Genomic DNA, 24,017 nt, shown 5'->3' with positions numbered 1-24,017 from the left:
AATAGGTTTTTGACCTGATGTTTAAACATTTAGTTTGAGGAGGATTTTATATATGAGAAAAACAACAGAACGAACAGCTGACAAGCTAATCGCAGTAGATATTAATGGATTAGCGGCTATGCTTTCCTGTGGAGAGGCTAGCGCGCGAAAGATTGGAGAAGACGCCTGCGCCCGATTCAATATAGGACGCAGAGTTCTATATTCTGTCAGCAAGGTCGAAAAGTACGTTGAAGCAATGGCAATTTAATAACAATTATTAACATTTAGGGACAGGTTCTTATTGAGAATCTGTCCCTTTTCATTTACACTCAGAGTTAGACAAAGTGCTAATTATTTTCACTCTGAGTGCTTATCAAAGGAGGAAAATATGGCACGTAAAGATAATAAAGGAAGAAACCTTAAGGAAGGAGAAAGTCAACGTAAGGATGGAACCTATATGTATAGGTTCACAGATCCAAAAACAGGTAAGCGTGTATGTAAATACAGCAAGGATTTACCATCACTTAGAGAGATTGAAAAGGACATTCAACATGATATAGCTGTTGGACTGGTCGTGGCTGCTAATGTGAAAAACATTACCTTAAATGAGGCATTTGAGCGATACATGGGAATGATTCAGCTTGAACCAACAACCCGTAACAATTATCTTGCATTATGGAAAAACCATGTTGAAGATTCGATTGGCAATATGAAGTTGGTTGATATAAGAGCCTCTCATATTAAGACCTTTTACAATCAAAAGACCATTGCTGGTTATGCATGGGGAACCTTGAAGCTTCTTCATGGTATTTTTGCTCCAATTTTCGAGAGTGCACTTGAGGATGATATTGTTAGGAAAAGTCCAGTTAAAGGTACACTTAGCGGCTATGGTGTAAAGCCAAAGGAAAAAGTGGCTCTGTCGAATGAAGAACAGGATAACCTTTTGGAGTTCATCCAGGGTAATGCTTGTTTTAATAAGCACTACCCTATGATTCAATTCATGATTTCAACTGCTCTTAGAATTGGCGAATTGAGTGGTTTGACATGGAATGATATTGATTTCAAGGCTAGAGAAATTAGGATTGACCATCAGCTTGTTTACAAAAATTATGGAGATGGCTGCAAATTTCACAAGTCTACTCCTAAGACGGAGGCTGGAAATCGCACTATTCCAATGACTGAAACAATGCATAGAGTTCTGTTGATGCAGAAGGAACAGCAATTTCTACTAAACATAAACCATGATGTTGAGGTTGATGGACTTAAGAATTTTGTATTTACAGCTAAGTCAGGTGGACCTTTAGCCCCAAATGCAGTTAATAGCATTCTATATAACATTATCAATAAGTATAATTCCTTAGAACAGGGCAAGGCTGCATCTGAAAAAAGAAAGCCAGAATTATTGCCAAAGATTTCTGCTCATTCGTTAAGACATACTGGATGTACCAGAATGGCAGAATCAGGGATGGATCCTAAGGTATTGCAATATATAATGGGACATAAGGATATAGCAATAACTATGGATGTTTACAATCACATTGCTGATTTGCAGAGAGTTCAAAAGGAAATGGCTAAGGTTGATGTTATGGCAGTAATCGGTTGAATTGGTGTAAATGTGGTGTAAATCCATTAAATCTCATTCAAATCATAAAATCAAAAGTCTGGAAAACCGCATAAAATCAGACAATTCATAAACTAATTCTTAAATAATTATAAATTATTAGCACTCTGCATTGACGAGTGCTAATTATGGTGTTATATATAAAGTAGAACAAAGGAACAGAGAAGACCGTTAGGACTTACAGTTTCCTAAGATCCAAACCCTCCGTCCCAATGCTCAATAACAGTTAATAATTGTTCTTGTGCAAAGGAGGTATGTATTATGTTAGCACCTAGTATTTTTGAAGAGAATTTTATTGATGATCTGTTTGGCTTCCCTATGAAGGAATTTGATGACATGGAGCGTAAACTTTATGGCAGAAAAGCAAACAGGATGATGAGAACAGATATCAGAGAGAAAGATGACAATTATGAAGTATCAATCGATCTGCCAGGCTTTAAGAAGGAAGAGATAACTGTAGAACTTGATAATGGTTATCTGACGATCAGCGCTGCCAAGGGTCTTGATAAGGACCAGAACGACAAGAAGGGCAAACTTATCAGGCAGGAGAGATACGCAGGATCTATGGCAAGGAGCTTCTACATTGGTGACAATGTAGAGAAGGAAGACATTGAGGCTACCTACAGGCACGGTGTATTGACGTTGACAATGCCTAAAAAGGCATTAGAGAAGAAGATTCCAGAAAAGAATCTGATAGCTATTGAGGGATAATATATAAAAATCAAACATAAATGATTCGGAATCGTCCGGCACAGATGTGCCGGGCGATTTTTTATGATATAGTGTGCAATATTAAGAGGATAGCAATTGTTGACCGTTAAAAATCTATGCATTAAAATTTTAATGTGGGATTAATTATCGTTATTTAGACAGGAATAGCCATATGAAAGACGTAAGTTTTCATGAAATAATCATATCAAGAGATGATCAGAGGATAGTTTCCGCTGATTCGGAGGTCTATGATGCTCTTGGCAATTATATTGTTAAGCCAATGTATGAGCTGATTGCCGTCGAGGATATGGAAATATATAAAAATAATATCAAAAATTGCGATGGCACCTTTTATCCCAGTAAGATAATGGCACCTGACACTATGTACTACACATATATGAGGGCTAAGGCTGATAACGACCTGATAAGGCTTACTGTAGTCAATGCGCATGATCTTTTGAATGCACACTCTTCACTTATGAAGACAATCAATGCTTTTAGAACACAACTTGATTTGTATGAGGATGTTTTCTTTGAGTATGACAAAGATCTTGGCACGGTAGAGGTTTCTAATACTGAGCGCGCATATTTTGACACAGGAACATATTCTCTTAGTGAATTTGAGGAACTTTTGCTCGCCAAGGCAGATGAAGAGCAGAGGCACGCCGTTAAGAGCTTTATAACCCAGGTTAAATCTGGTGTTGGTAGGAGTACTACTATAATAGATGGTAATATCTTAAGTGATGATCCAAGTGTGACACATACAGTATTAGATGAGGCTTTTATTTTCTACGGAGCGGACAGCGAGGGCGTAGTTGGGCACATTCAGCTTAAAAGAGATAACGAATCTGTCAAGGTCAATGACATCAAGCATGATTCCCTTACCGGCCTTATAGATAAGACGGATATTATCAGGATTGCCAAGGAGAGGATAGATGACAGGCGCCTTGAGGGAACAGCTGTAGCTATAATAGATGTGGACTTCTTTAAAAGCGTCAATGACAGCTATGGTCATCAATTTGGCGACGAAGTTATCAAAAAAGTGGCAGATATAATATCCAATGAAGTAGGGACGCATGGTGTTTCCGGGCGCTTTGGCGGAGATGAGTTTTTTATTGTTCTATACAATATTATGTCAGAGGATGAGATAAGGCCTATACTAAAGGCCATCAAGAATAAGGTCAGCTCAACTTTTCCTGACAAGGGGCTGGACAAGGATACTCCTCTTTCGGTTTCTATTGGTGCAGCTGTATTTCCGAAGGATGCAGATTGTTACGATGATCTTTTTATGCTGGCGGATCACTGCCTGTATTTGGCCAAGAAAAAGGGCAGAAACAGATATATTGTTTACACACGGGAAAAGCATGGCACTTTAGAGAACATAAAGCTTAAAAATGGCTCTTCTGCCATGGTGAACGAAAGAGATGTTTCCTGTGGTGATGTAATTGTGAGGATGTTTGATACAGCTCTTCATAATAAAGATAACAATTATGAGAAATTCATGAATGAGTTTGCGGAAACTTTTGAGTTTCAAAATGTCATGCTATTTGATGGAAATCCTTTTGAGTTTAGATATGCTGCCGGCAGTAGTGCCATCAATGATAAGGATGCGATTGAGTTCGTGCTCAAGATTCTTAATAGTGATGCAAAAGAGAAATATTTTTCTCTGGGTGATTTTGTTGTCATTAACCGACTTGAAATGTTACCACCACATGCACATGATATCAAGGAATTCCTTGTGAACAGAGGCATATATTCCATGATCATCATAAGATTCTTTGACATAAACCAAAAAGAGTGCATACTTATCATTACAAGTGTTGGGAAAAAGAATCAGTGGAATCAGTATCAGTTCAAGTACTACAGGGCATTTACTGATCTGTTGTCACTTATTTCGATAAATTGTTGACGAATGTAGTATCATGAGGTATCATGTACACAATTAAATAGTATCTTCAGGGCAGGGTGCGATTCCCTACCGGTGGTATAGCCCACGAGCCGCAAGGCATGATTCGGTGTGATTCCGAAGCCGACAGTATAGTCTGGATGGAAGAAGATGGTTCTTTTAGTAATGTATTGCTCTGAGATTTTATATCTCAGAGCTTTTCTTTTTACAAGGCCGCTGATATGAAGTATTTCAGCTATGTCTTTATATTACTGGAAAACGAGTTTATTTTTGCCCCGGAGCTTAGGTTTCCGGGGCTTTTTTCAATATTTAAATCTATTTTGTTGGAGGAGAGGATGGAAGATAGAAAATACATGGAACGGGCCCTGGAACTTGCCAGAAAAGGTGCAGGCTTTGTCAGCCCAAATCCCATGGTGGGAGCAGTGATTGTCAAAGATGGGGAAATTATAGGCGAGGGCTACCACGAGAAATATGGCGAACTCCATGCCGAGAGAAATGCACTGAAAAATTGCAGGAAATCCCCAAAGGGAGCAACAATGTATGTCACACTTGAGCCATGCTGCCATTACGGCAAAACGCCGCCCTGTACAGAGGCGATAATTGAGAGCGGAATAGAAAGAGTGGTCATAGGAACCTTGGATGTTAACCCCGTTGTAGTTGGGAAAGGCGCCAGAATTCTTGCAGAAACCGGCATCAGGGTTGAGGTTGGAGTGCTGGAGACAGAATGTAAAAAGCTCAACAGAGTATTCAATAAATACATGACTTCAAGGCTTCCCTATGTGGTGATGAAGTACGCTATGACAGCAGATGGCAAGATAGCAACAGCAAGCGGCCAGTCCAAGTGGATCACAGGGGATGCGGCCAGAGAAAATGTTCACAGACTGCGTAAAAACCTCTCCGGAATCATGGTTGGGGTGTCTACGGTTATAGCCGATGATCCAAGTCTTGATTGCAGGCTTGATGAACCCTCCCAAAATCCAGTCAGAATAATCTGTGACTCAAACCTCAGGACGCCTCTGGATTCCAAGGTTGTCACAACGGCTAGAGAAAACCAGACAATAATTGCTACATCCAGTGAAGATGTTCTGCGGAAAAAGAAATATGAGGAGCGAGGCTGTAAGATTTTGCAGGTTCCAAGGACCAGTAATGGCATTGATCTAAATATCCTTATGAAGGAACTTGGTGGAATGGGGATAGACAGCATACTTCTAGAGGGGGGTGGCACGATCAATTACAGTGCACTAGAGAGCAGGATTGTAGATGAAATTCACATTCATATAGCTCCAAAGATATTTGGGGGAAATGGCAAGTCACCAGTGGAAGGCCTTGGCATAAGTGACATTGGAAGCGCCATACAGTTAAAGCCCATTGTCACTACCTGGTGCGGAAATGACCTTGTCATAGAAAACGAGGTGGTCTACTGATGTTTACGGGGATAGTTGAAGAACTTGGAAAGATAAAGAGAATCACAAGAGGGAGCGACAGGCAGACTATTACTGTTAGTTGTAACAGGATTCTTGAGGACATCCATGTGGGGGATAGCATTGCTGTCAATGGCGTGTGCCTTACAGTAGTGGATTATGGGAAGGATTTTTTTATAGCGGATGTTATGAATGAAACTTTCTCCAGATCTGGGCTTGGTAGTCTTGCCATAGGAAGTCCGGTAGACCTTGAAAGGGCTATGCCTGCAAATGGCCGCTTTGGAGGGCACATAGTCAGCGGACATATAGATGGTACCGGGAAAATAAAGAGTATGCGTCAGGATGGAAATGCTGTCTGGTTTGAAATTGGTACTGCCAGAGATATCCTTGATGGAATCGTAGAAAAGGGCTCTATTGCCATAGACGGAATAAGCCTGACTGTAGCTTTGGTATCTGCAGATAGCTTTAAAGTATCGATAATTCCGCATACGTTACAGGAAACAGTTTTAGGACACAGGAAAATAGGGGATGTTGTAAACCTGGAGAACGACGTGATTGGAAAATATGTAAAGAAATTCATGGAGTGCCAGGATAGTACTGGTATAACCAGAGAGTTTCTCTTGGCAAATGGATTTTGAGTTGCCCAGTTAGTTTATAAGAGCGGAATTATCAGAGAAAATCATAAGGAAAGGTTAAGTTATGGAAAAAGAATTAATTGAAAAAGCCATAAGTGATTTACAAAATGGAAAGATCATTTTGGTCATGGATGATGAGGGCAGAGAAAATGAGGGAGATTTTATCTGCGCTGCAGAATTTGCTACGACAGAAAATGTGAACTTTATGGCAACAGAGGGAAAAGGCCTCATTTGCATGCCTATGAGCGAAGAAATATCGGATAAGTTAGCTCTTTTACCTATGGTTAGTCACAATACCGATAATCATGAGACTGCATTTATGACGTCAATTGACCATGTGGACACGACCACAGGAATTTCTGCGGCAGAAAGGGCGTTGACAGCTCGGCACTGCGTAAGAGACGATGCTACTCCTATGGAGTTTAGGCGCCCAGGGCATATGTTTCCTCTGGTAGCAAGAAAGGGCGGAGTGATCGAGCGCCCAGGGCATACAGAGGCAACAGTGGATCTTTTAAAGCTTGCAGGCCTTAAAGAGTGCGGCCTTTGCTGCGAAATAATGGCAGAGGATGGCTCTATGATGAGAGGAGATGAGCTTAGAAAACTGGCCAAGGAAAAGGGCATTACATTTATAACAATTCCGCAGCTTATTGAATACAGGAAGGTCTACGACAAGCTTGTAGAATGTGTTGCAATAGCTAAGATGCCTACAAGATATGGCGAGTTCATGGCTCATTGCTATATCAATAAATTAAACGGAGAACACCACGTTGCCCTGGTTTTAGGAGATATAGAAGATGGCAAGGAAGTTCTTTGCCGCGTCCATTCCGAGTGCCTAACAGGAGATGTCTTTGGTTCCATGAGATGTGATTGCGGCCAGCAGTTCGATGCTGCAATGAAGGCAATTGCAGCAAAAGGCAGGGGAGTTCTTTTGTACATGAGACAGGAAGGTCGAGGAATAGGACTTGTTAACAAGTTAAAGGCTTATAAGCTCCAGGATGGAGGAATGGATACTCTGGATGCCAATATTGCCCTGGGATTTCCTGGTGATATGCGTGAATACTACACTGGAGCCCAGATATTAAGGGATTTGGGCATACGTTCATTAGAGCTCCTTACAAATAATCCTGACAAGGTTTATCAGCTTGAAGACTATGGGATAGAGATTTCAAGGAGAGTTCCCATAGAAATCAAGGCAAATAGCTATGACATTTTTTATTTAAGAACAAAAAAAGCCCGTATGGGACATTTATTGGAGGTATAAAGGTATGAATATTTATGAAGGAAAACTGGTATCAGAAGGTGTTAAGGTTGGAATCGTTGTAGCAAGATTTAACGAGTTCATCACATCAAAGCTTCTGGGGGGCGCCATTGATGGCCTTAAGCGTGAAAATGTCAAGGAAGAAGATATAGAGGTTGCCTGGGTTCCAGGAGCCTTTGAAATCCCTCTTATCGCCAAGAAAATGGCGGAGTCTGGCAAATATGACGCAGTTATCTGCCTCGGCGCGGTTATTCGTGGTGCCACATCTCATTATGACTACGTCTGTTCAGAGGTTTCAAAAGGAATTGCGCAGGTCAGTATGAACTCTGGAATTCCTGTGATGTTCGGAGTACTCACCACAGATACTATCGAGCAGGCCGTTGAGCGTGCGGGTACCAAGGCTGGTAACAAGGGCTTTGAATGTGCTCAGGGAGCAATAGAGATGGTAAATCTGATAAAGTCATTTGAAGTGACTAACTGATTGAAGTAAACTAGTCTTATAACAAAATAACATACGATTGTTATTGACAAAAGGTACTATATAATTTCTGAGGTGTGCGTGATAAAGTCAATGTAGGTACAGTGTTAGTTTCATTTTCGGGAGCATTGATGAGATTATCCAATAAGAAAACCATTATCGCCATAATCATAGCTAATGTCATGTTGGTTCTTTTTGCTATTGCCGGAAAAATGCTTACAAGATTCGACTATGAGGATCATCTGGATGATACGGTGATATCTGTTGACGGAACAGACATTACTCTTAGAGAATTTGGATATTACATTTACGAAGTAGAGAGCTTTGTGCAAAACCAGGCACTCTTGTATGATCCTGAGAATCCTAAGCACTGGTGGAATACGCATTTTTCTGCCGGCCCTGATTCACAGTTTGTATGCGATTATGCTAAAAAAGTGGCATTGAACACTTGTATTTGCGATCAGATATATTACGAGGAAGCTGTTAAATCTGGAATAGGCCCCGAAGAAGCACTGACATCACAGACTATAGGAGAAGCAAGAGCTCTTTATCTAAACATGACTCCCCTGCAGCTTGAAGCTACAGGGCTGGATGAAGAACTTATCATTGAAATGCATAATAGGCATGTGATTGCTTCAAAATATGCGAAGAAGCTCTCTGGCGAGCAGAACTTTAGTAAGTACGATAAAGAGCCAGATGAGCTTCTAAACTGGGATGGAGAGTATTATCAGGAAGAAATCCTCCCAAAACATGAAGTAACAATAAGCGATAAGATATTGCGCAAGATTACACTAGGAAAAATAACTGTGAACCATGATGCGTAATTGTCCTTAAAAGATTTCCTAAAAGATTCCTAAAAAATTGGTATCGCAGAGTGGATTGCAGAAAAAATGAGCGGTGAGCATCTTGATCTAAGGGATGCTCAGAAAAAGAGTGCTGATTACTTCAAGGATTTTGACGCGATCTGCTACGGAGGTTGGGCTATGGCAGGTAATCTGGTCAAAGGTAATACAGTAGAGGTTGATGCGGTTTCGGGTGCAACGATGTCCAGTGAAGTAATAAAAGACGCAGTCAGGGATGCGTTAAGATCAGGCCTTTAACTTGCAGTTTAAAATGGTCGTTATATGCTTCACAAACTGGCATAAACTGCATAAAATTTCATCCGGGCGCATTGCCCGGATATTTTTTGATATATATACGCTTGCGTATATATAATTCTAAGTATATAATAAAGGTGGAAGGAGGATGCGACTATGTACATTAAGCAATATCTTGAAGATAACAGTATATCTATATATAAAGTGGCGAATAGCGCTCTGGTTGCTTATCCTACGGTCTTTAACATTGTTAATGGGAAGGTAGATATCCTAAACTGTGCTCTTGGTGTTGTAAAAAAGATAGCGGATGCTCTTAACCTCACAATAGACGAGCTGCTTACCCTGTGTGATAAGAACCATTCCTTCAATCTTTTCAGAAGTGAGCAGTGTCATCTAGTAAATCGTATTGGTGAGATAGATTACGTAATCGACCTTTTGGAAAAGAAAAAGATAGATTATTACTGGAAATTGGATATGAAAGCAGAAGCTTTTTATCTTCTTGCAATGCTTGATTATCTGAGCAGGCGGAACGACCTTCCTAAATGTACTGAGTATGAGAACATCAGACGATATAAGTTGGAAAAGCCGGTTTTTCCCGCTGATACAGAGTTATCAGAAAAGCTTTTGGGGAAGGATGCACACCAAGAAGCTTTGAATAATGCTATACCTGAGTTTCTAAATTTTAATATTGTTGAATGTGAGATCATAAATGGATAAAGTTTTGTTTACGAAAGATAATATAGACAATCTGCTGTTCCAACTGGCAAAAGAATACAAAAAGATCAATAGAAAAAATACACCGGCAGAGATTGTTATCATAGGTGGAGCAGCAATAGTGTCCAAATATGGCTTCCGGGCGTCAACAACGGATATTGATAGTTTGATTTTTGCCTCGTCTTCAATGAAGGATGCAATAAATACCGTAGGTGACAAAAATGGACTGCCCACAGGTTGGATCAATGAGGAATTCAGAAAAACAAGTTCATACACTGAGAAGATCAGGCAGTATTCCAAGCATTATAAGCTGTTTGCAAATATTCTAGAAGCGAGGATGCTTCCTTCCGAGTACGATGTAGCAATGAAACTTGCGTCATTGAGACCGTACAAGTATGATATGTCAGATGCTGTTGGCATCATAAAGTCAGAGAATATTACAAGAGAGCAGATAGAAAAAGCAGTTGTAGATTTTTATGGAGGATTCGAAAATCTGTCTCATCCCGCTGAAGCAAAGAAACTTCTTGATAGCATCTTTTCTGCGCATAACCTGGATGAATTATATGACAGTACCAGAACATCAGAATCGGATAACCGGGTAATACTCAAGGATATCGATGATAATTATCCGAAGCTTCTTAATGAAGGTAATTTGGCAAGCGTGCTAGAGGCTGCAAAAAGGAAGAAAGACAACAAATCTAACTGATAGAACAAGGGCTTTTCTGTAAAGCTATGCCATTGAATATAGATATTAAGAACACTAGTCACGGGGATGATGATTTTAGAGAAACGCTTCTTGTGGACTTAGGTAAGGAGAAAATAGTAATAAAGATTTCTTCAAATGGATTTACAGATGAAAAACATCTTGTTCTGTGGGAGCGGATCGCTAAAGAATACCGCAATCTCGGATATTATTGTCCTAAGTTTATCAGAGCGCTGGACGGCACATTTCCGACGGTTGTATATAAAGACATGAAGTGGCTGGAAATGGCCAAAACGTTACCTGAGAAGTTTACTGCTCAGATTGAAAGAATATGGAACAACTGGCTTGTATCAAGGAGAGAACTTGAAAAGATATATCATAGGCTTCCGACGTCAGTGTTTCAGGCGGATATAAATGATACGAATGTTTTGTTGGATGAAGAGGGAAATTTTAGGGGAGTTTACGATTTTAATATAGGTGGAAAGGAAGTATACAATTTGAAGATTTCTCATAAGAGATATATTGGATAGCATATGGTTATATAAGAATTAGTTATGAAATGTCTGGCACTGTGGTTCTCTATTTTTGCTGAACCACAGTGCTTTTCTATGATTCAGAATCTCTGATGCAAGAAATCATAACAACACAAATCTTCATTACTAACTGCAAATTATTACAATCTGGCCGTTAATTATTACAATTAGCGGCCTTATTTACTGCAGGGATGGTATAATTCCCTTGTGTGTTTATATACTTATTATGCTGATGGGGGAGCTTATGAACACCTACAAAGTAGCTATATGTGATGATGAATCACTAACTTGCCAGGAAATTGAAAAGATACTAATTGAGAATTCACAGCAGATCGGCGCCAAATTTGACGCTGAGATATTCTACACAGGGGAAGCACTGATAGAGAGTATAAGGTGTGGCTCGTCTTATGATTTCTTGATTCTTGATATAGAACTCGCCAGAATGAGCGGCATTGACGTTGGAAAATTTCTGCGTGAGAAGAACAGAAACTTCCATACTCAGATCATATATGTTTCGTCAAAAGAAACTTATGCCATGAAACTATTTTCTGTTCAACCGCTGGACTTTCTTGTAAAACCAATCACTGAGGAATCCCTTTTTAAGGCATTGAAGCGAGGCTTTGAAATAATTGGAGAATCGGAAGACTTTTTCATTTGCAATGTAAAAAGAGAGAACATAACCATCAGCTGTAAGGACATATTATATCTTAGCAGCAACAAAAGAATAATCTCTGTAGTCTGTAGGGATGAAACCATAGAATATTACGGAAAACTTTCAGAAGAGATGAAACAGCTTCCAGATTATTTTGTGCAGATTCATAATTCATATGTGATCAATCTGAATGCACTTAAGAAGAGTGGAACTGATTATGTGATCATGAATAATGATGAGCAGATCAGTATCAGCAGAAAATACGCAGATTCTTTTAAAGATAAAATCTTTTCCCGTTGGAAAAAAATGTGTTGTGAGGGCTAAATGGAATACTACCTGATAAATATTATCTGCAACTTTTTCTTGTTGCTTGTGATCAGACAATTTCTGGGGGATTTCCTCCAATTTGAAACAGATAATAGAATAAAAAGAGCTGTCTTTTCCGTATGTTGGCTTGTGGGAACTTTCGCGGTTGCTTAATGCTTTTGATGTCGGAGGCAGATCTCGCATGGCCAGCAGTACGCCCGTAGTAAAAGGAAATTTCACTGAGTATTTCAAATGTAATGACTGTGGAACGGTATATCCATATACAAGAGAAAAATAATAATTATGTATTCTATGATCCGTAGAGTTGTATAGAGGGTATTCTGCTTAGCGCAGATAGCTCTATGACATGTAACTTGATACGCTTTATCCGTAATCTATTGTCGCGGACAGGAGGATAAATAAATGAATCAGGAATTATCTGTCAATCTGAATGAACTTCTGTCTGGGGAAAGACTCTCTAAAGAGAGTTATAACGGAAAGGCGGAAGAAAATATGATGGATTTGGCTAAAGATGCTCAGGAAGGAAAAAACAATAAAAGAAGAGTTGGAATAATAGGTGCTGTTTGTGGAATACTGGTGCTTTTGCTTTTTATTGAATTCACAATAATATTCGCAGGAGGAATCGGAGGATTATATTATTATCTGGACTTGCCGACACTTATGATGATTGTGGGTATACTTATAGGAATAGAACTGATTGCCGGAAGGTTTAGAAGGTTTTTTAGGGCACTTATTGCCTCAATTAGAAATAATGTTCTTTTGGATGATGATTCCAGAAAGCTATATCTTCAAGACTTGAAATTTGCCATAAGATCCACGGTTATAGCAAGTTTTTTCACGGCTCTTATCGGATTTATCAACTTTTTGCACACTATGTCTGAACCGGCCACAATCGGTGCGAACATTGGAATAATTACTGTTAGTTTCTTTCATGGTTTGGTGATTGTGGCGCTGATATTTGCACTCAGAGAAAGACTGAAGAAATGAATATATTATAAGTGTTTATATTACAGCATAATCGACGAAGTTGATGGGGGATTGGATCGCTGGAGTATTAGTATCTGAGTTGACCTCTTTTCGCAAATTTGTTATATGAGTCATGCAAATATATGCTGGTGATTGACTCGCATTATTATATTCTGCTTTTTGAGTCAATGTATTAGAAAGTCTTATTTGACCTCATTTTTTAATAATTCAAAATGGGTCAATCATGTAGTTGTAGATTGTTGACTGCAATTACAGTTTGTAGATAATGAGTCAATTGATACCCTGATTCACTATGACCGCATACTGTAAAATTGGATGCTGAGTCAACCAGTAGAACTTTGCATATTGACTGCAAACATAGATAATATCAGATGAAGTCAACTAGCGGAATAGAATTGCTCCATCAATATTTAATCAGAACTATTGAGCCTGTTATATCTGAATTATCAAAACATGCATAGGAACAATAGAACTTCGATATTGTTTACAAATGAATTTGATATTTTATCATGATAAAATGGCGGAGAGAGCAATTTAGCTTTCTCCGCCAATATTTTTGAATTATCTTTTGATTATATGAACGGCCGCTAGCAATATCATCAAAACACCAACAACTGTGAAGCAGGCTGATACGCCAAGCTCTGCGACAAATGCCGATGCAAACAGGAATACGACTTCAACAAGGTTTACGCCCATGTTGTATGCAGATAAAACCTCGGCTCTTTTATCTTCAAGATGGTTCTTGTCTATGACCTTATTCTCCATCTCATCAAAAATATACGCCGGAACTGAAACTATAAGTGGAAGAACTAACATGATTGGTATGATAACCAGCGTGATATTTATTCTTCCGAATAGGAGCATGCAGATACCTGAAATGATGAAGCCGATAACAAAAGTTTTGAAGTAATTCTTTTCTCCGATAGTATCAAGTATCTTCTCAGCAGCCATCTGAAATACTGAGTATCCAAGGATGATAGCTGTCATCCATTCTTCAGAAATCCCAAGAATTTCCAGCTTGTCTACGTAAAAGAAATTGATAAGGATAAAAGAAATACTGACGCATGCAAGGGTAATCATGATTATGATGTTCTCAGCATTTATTTTAAGAATAAAGAGCTTGCTGAGTTTGCCACAAGACTCCTTAGAAGCAGCACTTGCCTCAGTATCAGTACCGCTTTTGGCCTTCTCTTTTTCTATGCCAAAACTTACCAGAACAGCTTTTAAGTTCATTGCAGCCGTGAGTAGTAGTAAACCCTCAATACCAAAGAAGTGATAGATACCGGCATACATTATGGTACTTGCGATGAATCCTGCAGTACCAAAGTTCCCGACTCTTGCGCTCTTAACAACGTATTCACCTTCATCATATTTCTGATACAGATATGCGCTGATGGTTCCAGATGTAAAACAGTTTGCAATTCCCTCAATAATCGCCTCTGCGATAAACAGATAGTAATTTTTTGAAAGAAAGGCGGCAAGCATCATGCTTCTGGCAATAAGGAGCATGATCTGGGAAAGCACAATAGTATTCTTATAACCAACAACATCAGTAATCTTTCCGGTTGGGATTTCTCCAAGGAAAATAGTAACAGACAGAATCGCCTGCAAAATAAAGAACTGGTCAAGGCTGACACCTGCACGGGTTCTGACCAGCAGCGCCACTGGCGCAAAGAAAACAAGGCCATTTAAGAATGACACAGCTTCAAGGTTGTCTATATTAAGTTTTTTATTCATCGTATGAATCCTCCAACAAAAAGTAAGTATTTAAGATAACAAAAATAAACCTGTCATGCAGGCATAACTGTTTTTGCTTTTTTACTTTTCGTTAGAAAATCAACGTCTCATCTTTCGCAACCTCTGCTGTAATAAAACTAAATAGTAGTCTATCACAGTGCATTGGACCTTACAAGGTCCTTTCTAGTCAAAAGTTATTTCTACAACCTATGGTTGTAAAAAAACTCCAATAAATCGATTTACTGTTGAATAGATGAATGATATCTTTAACACATCAGATCTGAACGAATAAAACGTTGTTTGGCTATAGACGACATATAGGAAGGAGCACTTCTATGACTATAGGTGAAAAAATAAGAGTATTAAGACGTGACAAGAACATGTCTCAAAGTGAACTGGCAAAGGTTCTTGGAGTTACCAGCCAGGCAATCAGTAAGTGGGAAAAAGATATCTCAAATCCGGATATATCTCTTTTGCCGGATCTGGCTGCATGCTTCGGAGTGGCAATTGATGACCTCTTTGAGTATTCAAAGGAAAAGCAGTATGAAAAGATTGAAAATACAATAGACCATGCAAACGAGATCAGCACTACTCAGTTTGTGAACATGGAAAATTTCTTGATGGAAGAAATACAAAAGAATCCGGAGAATTACAGACCAATTAATCTGATTGCAAATCTCTATGAGGCCTGGGCGGATTTCATGGAGAGGAAGTCTTTTGTATATGCAAAGAGAGCAATAGAGCTTCAGCCTAATTCCAAGCAGGACATGACGATTGTGGCCCATGCACTTCATTGTAAGCTCTATGATTGGGATGTATGTAATCACAAGGAATCTATTGATTATTGGAAATCAATCATTAAGGCTGAGCCCAAGAACGTCAGGGCTTATCTGTATCTTTTGGATGATCTCATGGACGCCGGGCGCCTTCGTGAGGCAAAAGAGGTGCTGGAAGAAGCAAGGACTGTTAATGAAGATACTCTGTATGAAGCCTATGAAATACAGATTGAAGAGTGCGAGTATGGCTTCGATGCAGTGATTGACAAGTATAGGACGCTGGCAAAAAAACACCCTAAAGATTGGCGCGTTTTATTTAATGTAGCCAATCAGCTCTCTCATTATGAGCACTATGAGGAGGCAATCACATACTGGCTCAAAGGGCATGATGCTATGGAAAAACCGCGTTATACAGACTTTTACGAATCCACAGCCCAGTGCTATTTAAGGCTAGGCGACACAGAATCTGCCATCAAGTACTATAAGAAAAAGAAACAGCTCCTTAAGACCGAATGGGGTGTAAAATATGGCAGAGAACTTGATGAGATCGATAAGACCATCGAGGAACTTAGCAAATAACATACATAAGGAACATTAACTAGCAATGAAGTATTTAAAGCAATACAAGAATTTAAGCAAAGAAATCTACGTCCTATTTTTTGGACGCATAGTAACAAGCATGGGGTCTCTTATCTGGCCCATAATGACACTGATTCTCAAGAATAAGCTTGGTTACAATGCTACAACCATTGCAACTATAGATATGGTACTGGCAATATTCCAATTCCCAATTGTAATACTGGGTGGAAAGCTTGCCGACAGTGTTAGTAGAAAAAAGATTATAGTTTGTTGTGATATGGTAACTGTAATCTGCTATTTTATCAGCGGTTTGATTCCTCTATCCTTTGTCAGTGTCGCTCTTTTCTATATTGCAGGTCTTTTTGCAGCGGTAGAAGGACCATCTTATGATGCGCTTATTGCTGACCTTAGTGATTCTGACAACAGAGAGCAGGCATATAGTCTTCAGTACCTTGGCATGAATTTGGGACTTGTGCTTGCGCCTACGCTTGGCGGGTTATTATTTGAACACTATTTATGGCTTGCCTTTTTGATAACCTCAGTAGCGACGTTTTCTTCAACACTTTTAATTATTCTTTTTATCAAGAAGCTAAGTGTGGAAAAGAAAAATGTCAGCGAATATGAGGAAAAACGCGAAGGAACAAAGCTATTGGAAATCCTGAAGGAGCGTAAAATACTGCTTTTGTACATTGCTGCCTCGGGATTCTGCAATCTGGTTTACTCGCAGTTCAATTATCTTTTGCCGCTTCACATGGAGCACCTTTATGATGCTAAAGGCGCAACGATATTTGGACTACTAACCAGTACAAATGCGATAGTGGTTGTAATTGGAACTCCGCTAATAACAACGCTTCTTGCAAATATTATAGATGTCAGGAAATTCCTGATTGGCGAAGCCTTGATCGTAATTGGTCTTGTCAGCTTTAATTTTTTTGGCAGATGGATTCCTATTTATTTTATGCTGATGGCAGTGTTTACGATAGGAGAAATCTTCTGTACCATAGCCAGTTCACCCTACATGACAAGGCGTGTGCCTTCAACACATTGGGGAAGGGTAAACTCAACAATCAATATCTTTTGTATGGCCGTAACGTCTCTTGGAAATATCCTGATAGGAAAACTGTTTGATACATATGGCTTTAGTAGTGCCTGGCTTTTTGTTGCTGCAGTTGGTAGCATGGCGATTATGCTGATTTTACTACTAAATGTGTTTGATCGTGCTAGTTTCCCGCTTTTGTATAAGAAGGCAGACGAATAACGAGGACGGAGGCGTATACCATTGAATATTGGTAGGTATGAGAATAGTAATGTTGATTTTATGGAGTTTAATACTGTTGGCTCTGGCGGAAAGGCTTATATAATTGACTGGGGCTTTGGCGGTATAATGCCATATTCACTGGATATAGCCAGATTCCTTGCTGACACTTTTGAGTTCTTGGACTATCCCAACAACATGTATCAGGGAAGCCTTACTACAGAGAAACGCAGCGATACCCACTATGAAGTAGAGTTTAGAGACGTTTCTTTCAAATATCCCGGAAGTGATAATTATGCCCTGAAGAACGTAAATCTTAAGTTTACAGTAGGAGAGAAGCTTGCTGTTGTCGGAATGAACGGAAGTGGCAAGACTACCTTTATTAAACTTTTATGCAGACTCTATGATCCCACAGAAGGTACGATTCTTTTAAATGGCATAGATATAAAGAAGTATCGATATGATGAATACATGAATATCTTTTCCATTGTATTCCAGGATTTCAAGCTTTTTGCTATGCCTCTTGGAGAAAATGTCGCTACAAGCTCTGATTATGACAGGGATGAAGTTACAAGATGTCTTGAAAAAGCCGGCTTTGCTGATAGATTAAAGCGGCTTCCTAAAGGACTGGATACATTTCTTTATAAGAAGCTTGATAAGGAGGGCGTTGAGGTTTCCGGAGGAGAAGCCCAGAAGATTGCTCTTGCCAGAGCTCTTTACAAAGATGCGCCATTTGTCATTCTTGATGAGCCCACTGCAGCTCTTGATCCGGTGGCTGAGGCAGAGATTTACAGCAAGTTCAACGATATAGTTGGAGATAAGACTGCGGTATACATCAGCCACAGACTTTCATCATGTAAGTTCTGCGATGAAATAGCAGTTTTCCATGAAGGTGGCGTTATTCAGAAAGGTACACATGAGCAATTACTTGCAGATACAACTGGAAAGTATTATGAGCTGTGGAATGCACAGGCCCAGTACTATAACGATGATGTTAAAGAAGTATGCTGATTATTTGCTTATTTTTCACTATGCTCCGGTTATTAAGTTCCTCGACGTTTACATGAGATGATGATCTCAGCAGGTTTAGGCTTGCTGAGATTTTTTAATTTAAGTTCCATGAATAATTAAAATCTGTCAAAAAGAAGTCCTTGACTTTCGAACCGATTTATTTACTAAAACATCATATAGTTGTTTTCTCAATTATAATAATCCTAGTAGCGCCAGAATAATGATAACAGGACAAATATAAGGCTATAAATGCGTTATATTTGTCCTGTTATCATTTATAAATTGACAAATAGGACAAATAAGATATAATTGTAATCATGATAGGAAGAATAAAAGAGCAAGAAGAACTGAATAGGATATATGAAAGAAAGCAGTCAGACCTAGTGGTGATCTATGGTAGAAGACGTGTTGGAAAAACATTTCTGGTCAACAACACGTTTAGAGGAATGTATGCTTTTCATCATACTGGATTGTCACCTGTTAATGAAAAGGGAGAAAGCGTCACATTAAAAGATCAGCTTGAAAGCTTTTATCTTTCCCTACAGATGTACGGAATGAAAAAAAGCGCAAGGCCATCTAGTTGGCTTGAGGCATTTTTTATGCTTAAGAAGCTGCTTACAGAAAAAGATGATGGTTCAAAGCAGGTGGTTTTTATTGATGAACTCCCATGGATGGATACCAAGAGATCCCGATTCATTTCTGCTTTCGAAGAATTCTATAATGGTTGGTGTAATGAACGTGGGAATATTATGCTGATAGTATGCGGAAGCGCTAATTCGTGGATTCAGAACAAGCTGATAAATAACAGAGGTGGTCTTTATAACAGAATTACACATAAGATCAAATTGTCGCCCTTTACACTAAGAGAATGTGAAGAATATTTCCTGAGTCAAAACATCCAATTCTCAAGGTATGATATTGCGCAAAGCTATATGGTATTTGGGGGAGTCCCATTTTATCTTGGATATATGGATGGCAGGTTGAGACTAGCTCAGAACATTGACAGGATATTGTTTAATGAAAACCCGATGCTGAAAGGAGAATATGAAAACCTCTTTACATCAGCGTTTGATAAACCTACTAAAACTAGAGAAATTGTTGAGTTTTTATTTGAAAAGAGCATAGGATATACAAGAAGCGAAATAGCTGAAAAATTTAAGGATATATCAGGTAGTGAACTAAATAAGATTTTGTCTGCACTTGAGGAAAGCGATTTCTTGATAAAATATATTCCATTTGCCGATGGCAAAAGGGAAGAAAAATACAGATTGTCAGATTCGTATTGCCTTACATACTTACACTTTATTAAAGGCCAAAAGAAAAGAGAAAACTTCTGGCAATCCAATGTAAACTCAAGCAGTTTAAATATTTGGAGAGGTCTGGCTTTTGAAAATGTCTGTTACCTGCATTATCCTCAGATAAAGAAATCCCTTGAGATCAGCGGTGTTGAATCAAGTATGTCTATGTGGATAAAGGAAAAAACTGATGATTCAGAAGGAACTCAGATAGATCTTCTGATAGACCGCGCAGATAATGTAGTGAACCTCTGTGAGTTAAAGTTTTATAGTGGTGAATTTTCAGTTGACTATAATTATGAAGAAAAGATGCGGACTAGAGACAGACTTGTAATGGAAAAGATTTCCAGAAAAAAAGTAGTCAGAAATACGCTGGTAACGACTTATGGATTAAAGAAAAATACCTATAGTGATATATTTACTAATGTGATAACATTGGAAGATTTATTTGTATGATATAACAAAGGTGTATCCGAGCATGCGTAGGTCACTTTTATTATGTTACATTCACGGCTTTTGAAATTTGACGGAAGATTGATTTTTTCATAGTTTCAGAATGTAGAAAAGTGGTTTTGAGAATTGGTGGATAAGCTTAAAAATAAGTGAGAATATATGTATGAAGATTGGAGAATTTGCCAAAAAGCATCAGGTAACTGTTGATACAGTCCGTCACTATATAAACGAAGGCTTGCTTACGCCACTTCGGGAGAATACACAGTATAACTTCTCTGAAATTGATGATGGGGTAATGGATACAATCCTGCTTTTGAAGAGCATGAATTTCAGGCTGGATGAAATGAAGGCATACCTGCTCGTGCAGACTATGTTTACCAGTAGTACGTACAGCTATCTTGGCAGCTTTAAGACTGATTTTGAAAAGAAGCTTTTGGAAAATCAGAAAGAGATTGAAAAGCTTCAGAGGGTAAACAAGATAATCGAAGATAAGCTGTCTGAGTACAACAAAGGCTTTTCTTTCAAAAGGGGCAATCGTAGACAGCTTTAAGACTATTTTTCATGTGGCAGATCCGCCAAGCCCTGATGAAAAGAAATTCTTTGATGATATGAAAAACCTTGGATTTCAAAAGCATTCAGCCTACAAAACGAAAAATATTCTTTTAACAAAGGAATCTAACGACTGGAGTATTCTTGAAAACAAAACAGACATTGAAATACAATATGGCATTTACACTTTCAAAACCTTGGGTTGACCCAAGGTTTTTTCTATAACATGGGAAAAATCGCCCCCAAAAGTGTGTTGACCTCGTCTTAACCCAAGGGACTATATTGAGACCATTCTTTCTATAGTGTCTGCAATAGCAATGCTGGTTATGGCAGGAGTATATTGCGGCTTTTATCACAGTGACAATCATGGCGATCTTCACAGAAATTATCAGTATCTTACAAAAGAGATGTCGGACAAATTTGTCGATGATGCTGTAGAGACAATAATGACGATAATTAAACCGATGATTGGATGAGGCGACAAGAATCACCCTTTTATTATGTTCCAGTAAATTTTATTAAGAAAAGTCGAGATTTGTAGAGGTAATGATGCATAAGATTTTTGGCACAAAAGAAGATAAAGAATATAAAGACAGAATAGGCGCTTATATTATTCCGGTTAAAGGAAATGAAGTTGGTGTCGTAGAAACGCCAAAAGGTTATTTTTTATTAGGCGGAGGTTTGGATGCCGATGAAACAGATTTTCATTGCATTAAACGTGAATGCTTAGAAGAGTCTGGATATGAGGTTGAAATTGGTGGAAAAGTTGGTTCTGCAGAAACCTACATGCTACATCCGACGATAGGATATTTTCATCCTATTCAGACATATTATGTTGGAAAACTATTGGATAAGGTAAAAGAACCAGTTGAACCTGACCATGTTTTTAAATTTGTTAAAGTTGAAGATATTGAAAATAAGATGTATTTAGAGATGCAAAGATGGGCTATAGAACAAGCAATGGCTCATTAAATTCCAAGATTTGTCGGGATGAAGTCTGTTTTTTGTTTGGTCTTACACCGATTGTTTATGTATCAAGATAAAATGCTTACAAATTCTTTAACAATCTGTATATTTCTTGCATAAAATGGGAATGCTTGGGTTGAAGCAATGGCATTTCCATTATTTTTATTAAAACATTACAGTAAAAATACACACGAAGAGCAAATGTGTGTATATATACTTGAATATGTAATTGATTTATCCTGAGTGATGTTGTACTATTAAAGTAAAAATACACACTTGTACAGCTATGTGTGTATGATTGCTTTAAAATGCTAAACCTTCAGCAAAGGAGGCACAACATGGTTCTTACCTATAATGAATGTATTGAAAAATATGGATCGGATTATAAGATCAAGAAAGAGCTGAGCAAGGGAGAGCTCTTTATGAAAGAAAAGGGGATATATTCTACTGTAAGAAATACTTCGGATCTGGATATCATAACAAGTAAATTTCCGAGGGCAGTGTTTACCGGAAAAAGTGCGTTTTATTACCATTCACTTACAGATGTGATACCGGATCATTTTCATCTTGCAACTCGGCGAGAGGATTCAAGGATTAAGGATCAAAGAGTAATACAGTCTTTTCTCAAAGATGATATTTTTGAGCCTGGCATAATTGAGATGAAGTATAATAATTCGAGTATTAGGATATATGATAGGGAGAGAATGCTTATAGAACTTATGCGCTTTAGAAAAAGCGTACCGTTTGATTTGTACAAGGAGATAATACAAAACTATAGGCGCGTAGTAGAGGAAATGGATTTTGGACTTGTTGAGGAGTATGCCTACATGTTCCGAAATGGTAATACACTTATGAATCAGATACAGATGGAGGTTCTTTGATTTCATGAATTTAAGGGATGAGGTAGAAAAGATAAAAACAGAGGGGTATAGCGAAGCAAACGCAGAATCTAAGCTCTGTCAGGATATAGTACTCAAGGCAATTGCAGAAAGCGGAATGGCGAGGAATGCAACCATCAAGACTACAAAGGAAAAAGGATTACTATAACTATAACGGATTCAAATGATACAGTTTTATCACTAAAAATGGATATAGGTGTTCATGCTGATTTATCATTGGAGCAGGAAGATTATGCTTTTGATATAGGATTTCAGGAAGATGCAGTTAGTCTTTTGATTAATTCCAAAGCGCAGATGAGTACAGAAAAACTGAAATCACTTGTTCGATTTGCAAGTAGATCGACGAGATATAAGGATGTATTTGATATCTGTTATCTAAGCGATGATGTGGACAAGGAGCAACTTAGAGATTGTATTGGTAAGTATATCATTTCTGATGAAACACTTAGAAACGTAGCAACAATGGACGATGTTGTTAAACGTGTGGAAAGAGTTTTTAGCAATAAGGCTTATGTAGATTCTGTTTCAAGATCTGGTAAGAACTGGCTTGATATGCCAGTTGAGGCTGTTCTTAAAAAAGATTTGGAGTTTATTAAATCATTATGAAGTAAATAAAGAGGTGACTATTTATTCGCTTTTTTATGTAAAATGGGCTATTTTGGGATGGCACAGAAAAAGCGCATTGCCGATTATACCGGAAAATAATATAAGGTCGGGATTTAAAAATGGCGGAAATGAGAAATCATAACCGCCATTTTTGTTTCATTCTTCAAGTCCTTGTTTGTAGTTATTGCCCCAGACTTCCATAGACTTTATGATCGGTCGCATGGACTCGCCGAGATCACTTAATGCGTATTCAACCCGGGGTGGAACTTCGGGATATACGGTTCGGGTAATGATACCGTCTGCCTCCATGGAACGCAAGCTGTCTGTAAGTACCTTCTGACTGATCCCGTCAAGGGATTTCTGTAATTCATTAAACCGCCAGGGACGGACAAGGAGATTTCGCATGATAAGCAGTTTCCATTTGCTGCCGATAAGGCTGACTGTAGTAGCCACCGGACAATCAGGTAATTCATCCTTTGTTTTCATGATCAGCACCTCATTTTTCACAAAACTTCATATTTGAATGTTACATATAAATTGTATTGTTTTAGCTTCTGTAAGTCAATAAGTTACAAAAAGGTAACTATCTAATAAAAAAGTGCGTACTTACAATGTTTCTCACCCTCTGTGATAATCATGACAACAGGAAGGCAATAGGGCCTACTGAACTCAATTTACAGGAGGTATATATCATGGCATTGACAAACATTTCAGGATGGAACGAGAACGTGAAGGGAAGCGCTTGCGGAGCGGGAGACAAGCATGCTGAAGCACCTGCAGCTTGCGGAGCAGCCGATAAGCCTGAAGAGAAACCTGCAGCTTGTGGTAGTGCTTGCGGAGCAGGGGACAAATAAGAAGATCATAGGAGG

At 38.6% G+C, this 24,017-nt stretch carries 29 protein-coding genes and 1 riboswitch; of the genes, 27 read left to right on the top strand and 2 right to left on the bottom strand.

The features are described from left to right. Positions 1-52 precede the first annotated feature (52 nt). The 15 genes from BLO53_RS02785 (at position 53) to BLO53_RS02715 (ending at position 13,022) form a co-directional block, all read left to right on the top strand. Positions 53-247, top strand: coding sequence for a hypothetical protein (locus BLO53_RS02785; RefSeq protein ID WP_092059006.1), 195 nt, complete (start codon positions 53-55; stop codon positions 245-247). A 120-nt stretch (positions 248-367) separates the two neighbouring features. Further along, positions 368-1,582, top strand: coding sequence for a tyrosine-type recombinase/integrase (locus BLO53_RS02780; protein WP_092059005.1), 1,215 nt, complete (start codon positions 368-370; stop codon positions 1,580-1,582). A 279-nt stretch (positions 1,583-1,861) separates the two neighbouring features. Beyond that, complete coding sequence (locus tag BLO53_RS02775) at positions 1,862-2,311, top strand: Hsp20/alpha crystallin family protein (RefSeq protein ID WP_092059004.1); 450 nt, start codon at positions 1,862-1,864, stop codon at positions 2,309-2,311. Positions 2,312-2,483: 172 nt separating this feature from the next. Further along, entirely contained in the window at positions 2,484-4,220 is a 1,737-nt protein-coding gene (locus tag BLO53_RS02770) for a GGDEF domain-containing protein (RefSeq protein WP_092059003.1), read from the top strand. Between the two features lie 38 nt (positions 4,221-4,258). Continuing rightward, positions 4,259-4,373: riboswitch (FMN riboswitch) on the top strand. 179 nt (positions 4,374-4,552) lie between these two features. Further along, positions 4,553-5,641: a bifunctional diaminohydroxyphosphoribosylaminopyrimidine deaminase/5-amino-6-(5-phosphoribosylamino)uracil reductase RibD gene (ribD, locus tag BLO53_RS02765; RefSeq protein ID WP_092059002.1), complete on the top strand. Its 1,089-nt coding sequence runs from the start codon at positions 4,553-4,555 to the stop codon at positions 5,639-5,641. Beyond that, positions 5,641-6,276: a riboflavin synthase gene (gene ribE / locus BLO53_RS02760; RefSeq protein WP_092059001.1), complete on the top strand. Its 636-nt coding sequence runs from the start codon at positions 5,641-5,643 to the stop codon at positions 6,274-6,276. The genes ribD and ribE overlap by 1 nt, the downstream gene beginning before the upstream one ends. Positions 6,277-6,337: 61 nt before the next feature. Further along, positions 6,338-7,534: a bifunctional 3,4-dihydroxy-2-butanone-4-phosphate synthase/GTP cyclohydrolase II gene (locus tag BLO53_RS02755; RefSeq protein WP_092059000.1), complete on the top strand. Its 1,197-nt coding sequence runs from the start codon at positions 6,338-6,340 to the stop codon at positions 7,532-7,534. Positions 7,535-7,538: 4 nt separating this feature from the next. After that, positions 7,539-8,012, top strand: coding sequence for a 6,7-dimethyl-8-ribityllumazine synthase (gene ribH, locus BLO53_RS02750; protein WP_092058999.1), 474 nt, complete (start codon positions 7,539-7,541; stop codon positions 8,010-8,012). Between the two features lie 128 nt (positions 8,013-8,140). Beyond that, complete coding sequence (locus tag BLO53_RS02745; RefSeq protein WP_092058998.1) at positions 8,141-8,833, top strand: hypothetical protein; 693 nt, start codon at positions 8,141-8,143, stop codon at positions 8,831-8,833. 66 nt (positions 8,834-8,899) lie between these two features. After that, positions 8,900-9,109 carry an FMN-binding protein gene (locus BLO53_RS02740; RefSeq protein WP_092058997.1) on the top strand — a complete coding sequence of 70 codons (210 nt, stop codon included), beginning with the start codon at positions 8,900-8,902 and terminating at the stop codon, positions 9,107-9,109. Positions 9,110-9,262: 153 nt separating this feature from the next. Further along, complete coding sequence (locus BLO53_RS02735) at positions 9,263-9,823, top strand: helix-turn-helix domain-containing protein (RefSeq protein ID WP_092058996.1); 561 nt, start codon at positions 9,263-9,265, stop codon at positions 9,821-9,823. Then, positions 9,816-10,526 (top strand): DUF6036 family nucleotidyltransferase, encoded by a 711-nt coding sequence (locus tag BLO53_RS02730; protein WP_092058995.1) that lies wholly within the window; start codon positions 9,816-9,818, stop codon positions 10,524-10,526. The genes BLO53_RS02735 and BLO53_RS02730 overlap by 8 nt, the downstream gene beginning before the upstream one ends. Before the next feature lie 26 nt (positions 10,527-10,552). After that, positions 10,553-11,053, top strand: a complete 501-nt coding sequence (locus BLO53_RS02725) for a hypothetical protein (protein WP_092058994.1) — start codon at positions 10,553-10,555, stop codon at positions 11,051-11,053. Positions 11,054-11,300: 247 nt separating this feature from the next. Next, positions 11,301-12,032: a LytR/AlgR family response regulator transcription factor gene (locus tag BLO53_RS02720; protein ID WP_176757134.1), complete on the top strand. Its 732-nt coding sequence runs from the start codon at positions 11,301-11,303 to the stop codon at positions 12,030-12,032. A gap of 405 nt (positions 12,033-12,437) precedes the next feature. Further along, positions 12,438-13,022, top strand: a complete 585-nt coding sequence (locus tag BLO53_RS02715; protein ID WP_092058992.1) for a hypothetical protein — start codon at positions 12,438-12,440, stop codon at positions 13,020-13,022. Between the two features lie 561 nt (positions 13,023-13,583). Here BLO53_RS02715 and BLO53_RS02710 read toward each other — a convergent pair. Continuing rightward, positions 13,584-14,759, bottom strand: coding sequence for an MFS transporter (locus BLO53_RS02710; RefSeq protein ID WP_092058991.1), 1,176 nt, complete (start codon positions 14,757-14,759; stop codon positions 13,584-13,586). Between the two features lie 335 nt (positions 14,760-15,094). Between BLO53_RS02710 and BLO53_RS02705 the strand changes: the two genes are divergently transcribed. The 11 genes from BLO53_RS02705 (at position 15,095) to BLO53_RS02665 (ending at position 23,148) form a co-directional block, all read left to right on the top strand. Next, positions 15,095-16,114 carry a helix-turn-helix domain-containing protein gene (locus BLO53_RS02705; RefSeq protein ID WP_092058990.1) on the top strand — a complete coding sequence of 340 codons (1,020 nt, stop codon included), beginning with the start codon at positions 15,095-15,097 and terminating at the stop codon, positions 16,112-16,114. Positions 16,115-16,139: 25 nt separating this feature from the next. After that, positions 16,140-17,372 (top strand): MFS transporter, encoded by a 1,233-nt coding sequence (locus BLO53_RS02700; protein ID WP_092058989.1) that lies wholly within the window; start codon positions 16,140-16,142, stop codon positions 17,370-17,372. Between the two features lie 21 nt (positions 17,373-17,393). Further along, on the top strand, positions 17,394-18,380 hold the full coding sequence (locus BLO53_RS02695) for an ABC transporter ATP-binding protein (RefSeq protein ID WP_242875278.1): 987 nt from the start codon (positions 17,394-17,396) through the stop codon (positions 18,378-18,380). Positions 18,381-18,697: 317 nt separating this feature from the next. Continuing rightward, on the top strand, positions 18,698-20,131 hold the full coding sequence (locus tag BLO53_RS02690; protein WP_092058988.1) for an AAA family ATPase: 1,434 nt from the start codon (positions 18,698-18,700) through the stop codon (positions 20,129-20,131). Between the two features lie 160 nt (positions 20,132-20,291). Next, positions 20,292-20,678 (top strand): MerR family transcriptional regulator, encoded by a 387-nt coding sequence (locus BLO53_RS02685; RefSeq protein WP_092058987.1) that lies wholly within the window; start codon positions 20,292-20,294, stop codon positions 20,676-20,678. A gap of 13 nt (positions 20,679-20,691) precedes the next feature. Continuing rightward, positions 20,692-20,883 carry a hypothetical protein gene (locus BLO53_RS02680; RefSeq protein WP_092058986.1) on the top strand — a complete coding sequence of 64 codons (192 nt, stop codon included), beginning with the start codon at positions 20,692-20,694 and terminating at the stop codon, positions 20,881-20,883. Positions 20,884-20,979: 96 nt separating this feature from the next. After that, positions 20,980-21,153 (top strand): hypothetical protein, encoded by a 174-nt coding sequence (locus BLO53_RS19075; protein ID WP_176757133.1) that lies wholly within the window; start codon positions 20,980-20,982, stop codon positions 21,151-21,153. Between the two features lie 73 nt (positions 21,154-21,226). Beyond that, positions 21,227-21,649: an NUDIX domain-containing protein gene (locus BLO53_RS02675; RefSeq protein ID WP_092058985.1), complete on the top strand. Its 423-nt coding sequence runs from the start codon at positions 21,227-21,229 to the stop codon at positions 21,647-21,649. Positions 21,650-21,981: 332 nt separating this feature from the next. Then, a complete protein-coding gene (locus BLO53_RS02670) occupies positions 21,982-22,524 on the top strand; it encodes a type IV toxin-antitoxin system AbiEi family antitoxin domain-containing protein (RefSeq protein ID WP_092058984.1) in 543 nt (180 codons plus the stop codon). Positions 22,525-22,528: 4 nt separating this feature from the next. Beyond that, complete coding sequence (locus BLO53_RS19565) at positions 22,529-22,690, top strand: hypothetical protein (protein WP_242875277.1); 162 nt, start codon at positions 22,529-22,531, stop codon at positions 22,688-22,690. Then, a complete protein-coding gene (locus BLO53_RS02665) occupies positions 22,681-23,148 on the top strand; it encodes a nucleotidyl transferase AbiEii/AbiGii toxin family protein (protein WP_330388800.1) in 468 nt (155 codons plus the stop codon). Before BLO53_RS19565 ends, BLO53_RS02665 begins: the two co-directional genes overlap by 10 nt. A gap of 156 nt (positions 23,149-23,304) precedes the next feature. On the opposite strand, the gene BLO53_RS02660 is transcribed toward BLO53_RS02665, so the two are convergent. Continuing rightward, positions 23,305-23,634: a winged helix-turn-helix transcriptional regulator gene (locus tag BLO53_RS02660; protein ID WP_092058982.1), complete on the bottom strand. Its 330-nt coding sequence runs from the start codon at positions 23,632-23,634 to the stop codon at positions 23,305-23,307. 206 nt (positions 23,635-23,840) lie between these two features. On the opposite strand from BLO53_RS02660, the gene acgA reads away from it, so the two are divergent. Next, positions 23,841-24,002, top strand: coding sequence for an ACGX-repeat peptide (gene acgA, locus BLO53_RS02655; RefSeq protein WP_092058981.1), 162 nt, complete (start codon positions 23,841-23,843; stop codon positions 24,000-24,002). The last annotated feature ends 15 nt before the right edge of the window (positions 24,003-24,017 follow it).

It is taken from the genome of Butyrivibrio sp. INlla14, assembly GCF_900102515.1.
Taxonomy (GTDB): domain Bacteria; phylum Bacillota; class Clostridia; order Lachnospirales; family Lachnospiraceae; genus Butyrivibrio.
Note: the sequence above shows the minus strand (reverse complement) of the source record. Positions and strands in the feature narration are given on the sequence as shown.

Excerpts from the sequence above, each read along its gene's own strand:
- BLO53_RS02785 (WP_092059006.1), top strand. The coding sequence starts at position 53 with ATGAGAAAAACAACAGAACGAACAGCTGACAAGCTAATCGCAGTAGAT.
- BLO53_RS02780 (WP_092059005.1), top strand. The coding sequence starts at position 368 with ATGGCACGTAAAGATAATAAAGGAAGAAACCTTAAGGAAGGAGAAAGT.
- BLO53_RS02775 (WP_092059004.1), top strand. The coding sequence starts at position 1,862 with ATGTTAGCACCTAGTATTTTTGAAGAGAATTTTATTGATGATCTGTTT.
- BLO53_RS02770 (WP_092059003.1), top strand. The coding sequence starts at position 2,484 with ATGAAAGACGTAAGTTTTCATGAAATAATCATATCAAGAGATGATCAG.
- ribD (WP_092059002.1), top strand. The coding sequence starts at position 4,553 with ATGGAAGATAGAAAATACATGGAACGGGCCCTGGAACTTGCCAGAAAA.
- ribE (WP_092059001.1), top strand. The coding sequence starts at position 5,641 with ATGTTTACGGGGATAGTTGAAGAACTTGGAAAGATAAAGAGAATCACA.
- BLO53_RS02755 (WP_092059000.1), top strand. The coding sequence starts at position 6,338 with ATGGAAAAAGAATTAATTGAAAAAGCCATAAGTGATTTACAAAATGGA.
- ribH (WP_092058999.1), top strand. The coding sequence starts at position 7,539 with ATGAATATTTATGAAGGAAAACTGGTATCAGAAGGTGTTAAGGTTGGA.
- BLO53_RS02745 (WP_092058998.1), top strand. The coding sequence starts at position 8,141 with ATGAGATTATCCAATAAGAAAACCATTATCGCCATAATCATAGCTAAT.
- BLO53_RS02740 (WP_092058997.1), top strand. The coding sequence starts at position 8,900 with ATGAGCGGTGAGCATCTTGATCTAAGGGATGCTCAGAAAAAGAGTGCT.
- BLO53_RS02735 (WP_092058996.1), top strand. The coding sequence starts at position 9,263 with ATGTACATTAAGCAATATCTTGAAGATAACAGTATATCTATATATAAA.
- BLO53_RS02730 (WP_092058995.1), top strand. The coding sequence starts at position 9,816 with ATGGATAAAGTTTTGTTTACGAAAGATAATATAGACAATCTGCTGTTC.
- BLO53_RS02725 (WP_092058994.1), top strand. The coding sequence starts at position 10,553 with ATGCCATTGAATATAGATATTAAGAACACTAGTCACGGGGATGATGAT.
- BLO53_RS02720 (WP_176757134.1), top strand. The coding sequence starts at position 11,301 with ATGAACACCTACAAAGTAGCTATATGTGATGATGAATCACTAACTTGC.
- BLO53_RS02715 (WP_092058992.1), top strand. The coding sequence starts at position 12,438 with ATGAATCAGGAATTATCTGTCAATCTGAATGAACTTCTGTCTGGGGAA.
- BLO53_RS02710 (WP_092058991.1), bottom strand. The coding sequence starts at position 14,759 with ATGAATAAAAAACTTAATATAGACAACCTTGAAGCTGTGTCATTCTTA.
- BLO53_RS02705 (WP_092058990.1), top strand. The coding sequence starts at position 15,095 with ATGACTATAGGTGAAAAAATAAGAGTATTAAGACGTGACAAGAACATG.
- BLO53_RS02700 (WP_092058989.1), top strand. The coding sequence starts at position 16,140 with ATGAAGTATTTAAAGCAATACAAGAATTTAAGCAAAGAAATCTACGTC.
- BLO53_RS02690 (WP_092058988.1), top strand. The coding sequence starts at position 18,698 with ATGATAGGAAGAATAAAAGAGCAAGAAGAACTGAATAGGATATATGAA.
- BLO53_RS02685 (WP_092058987.1), top strand. The coding sequence starts at position 20,292 with ATGAAGATTGGAGAATTTGCCAAAAAGCATCAGGTAACTGTTGATACA.
- BLO53_RS02675 (WP_092058985.1), top strand. The coding sequence starts at position 21,227 with ATGCATAAGATTTTTGGCACAAAAGAAGATAAAGAATATAAAGACAGA.
- BLO53_RS02670 (WP_092058984.1), top strand. The coding sequence starts at position 21,982 with ATGGTTCTTACCTATAATGAATGTATTGAAAAATATGGATCGGATTAT.
- BLO53_RS19565 (WP_242875277.1), top strand. The coding sequence starts at position 22,529 with ATGAATTTAAGGGATGAGGTAGAAAAGATAAAAACAGAGGGGTATAGC.
- BLO53_RS02660 (WP_092058982.1), bottom strand. The coding sequence starts at position 23,634 with ATGAAAACAAAGGATGAATTACCTGATTGTCCGGTGGCTACTACAGTC.
- acgA (WP_092058981.1), top strand. The coding sequence starts at position 23,841 with ATGGCATTGACAAACATTTCAGGATGGAACGAGAACGTGAAGGGAAGC.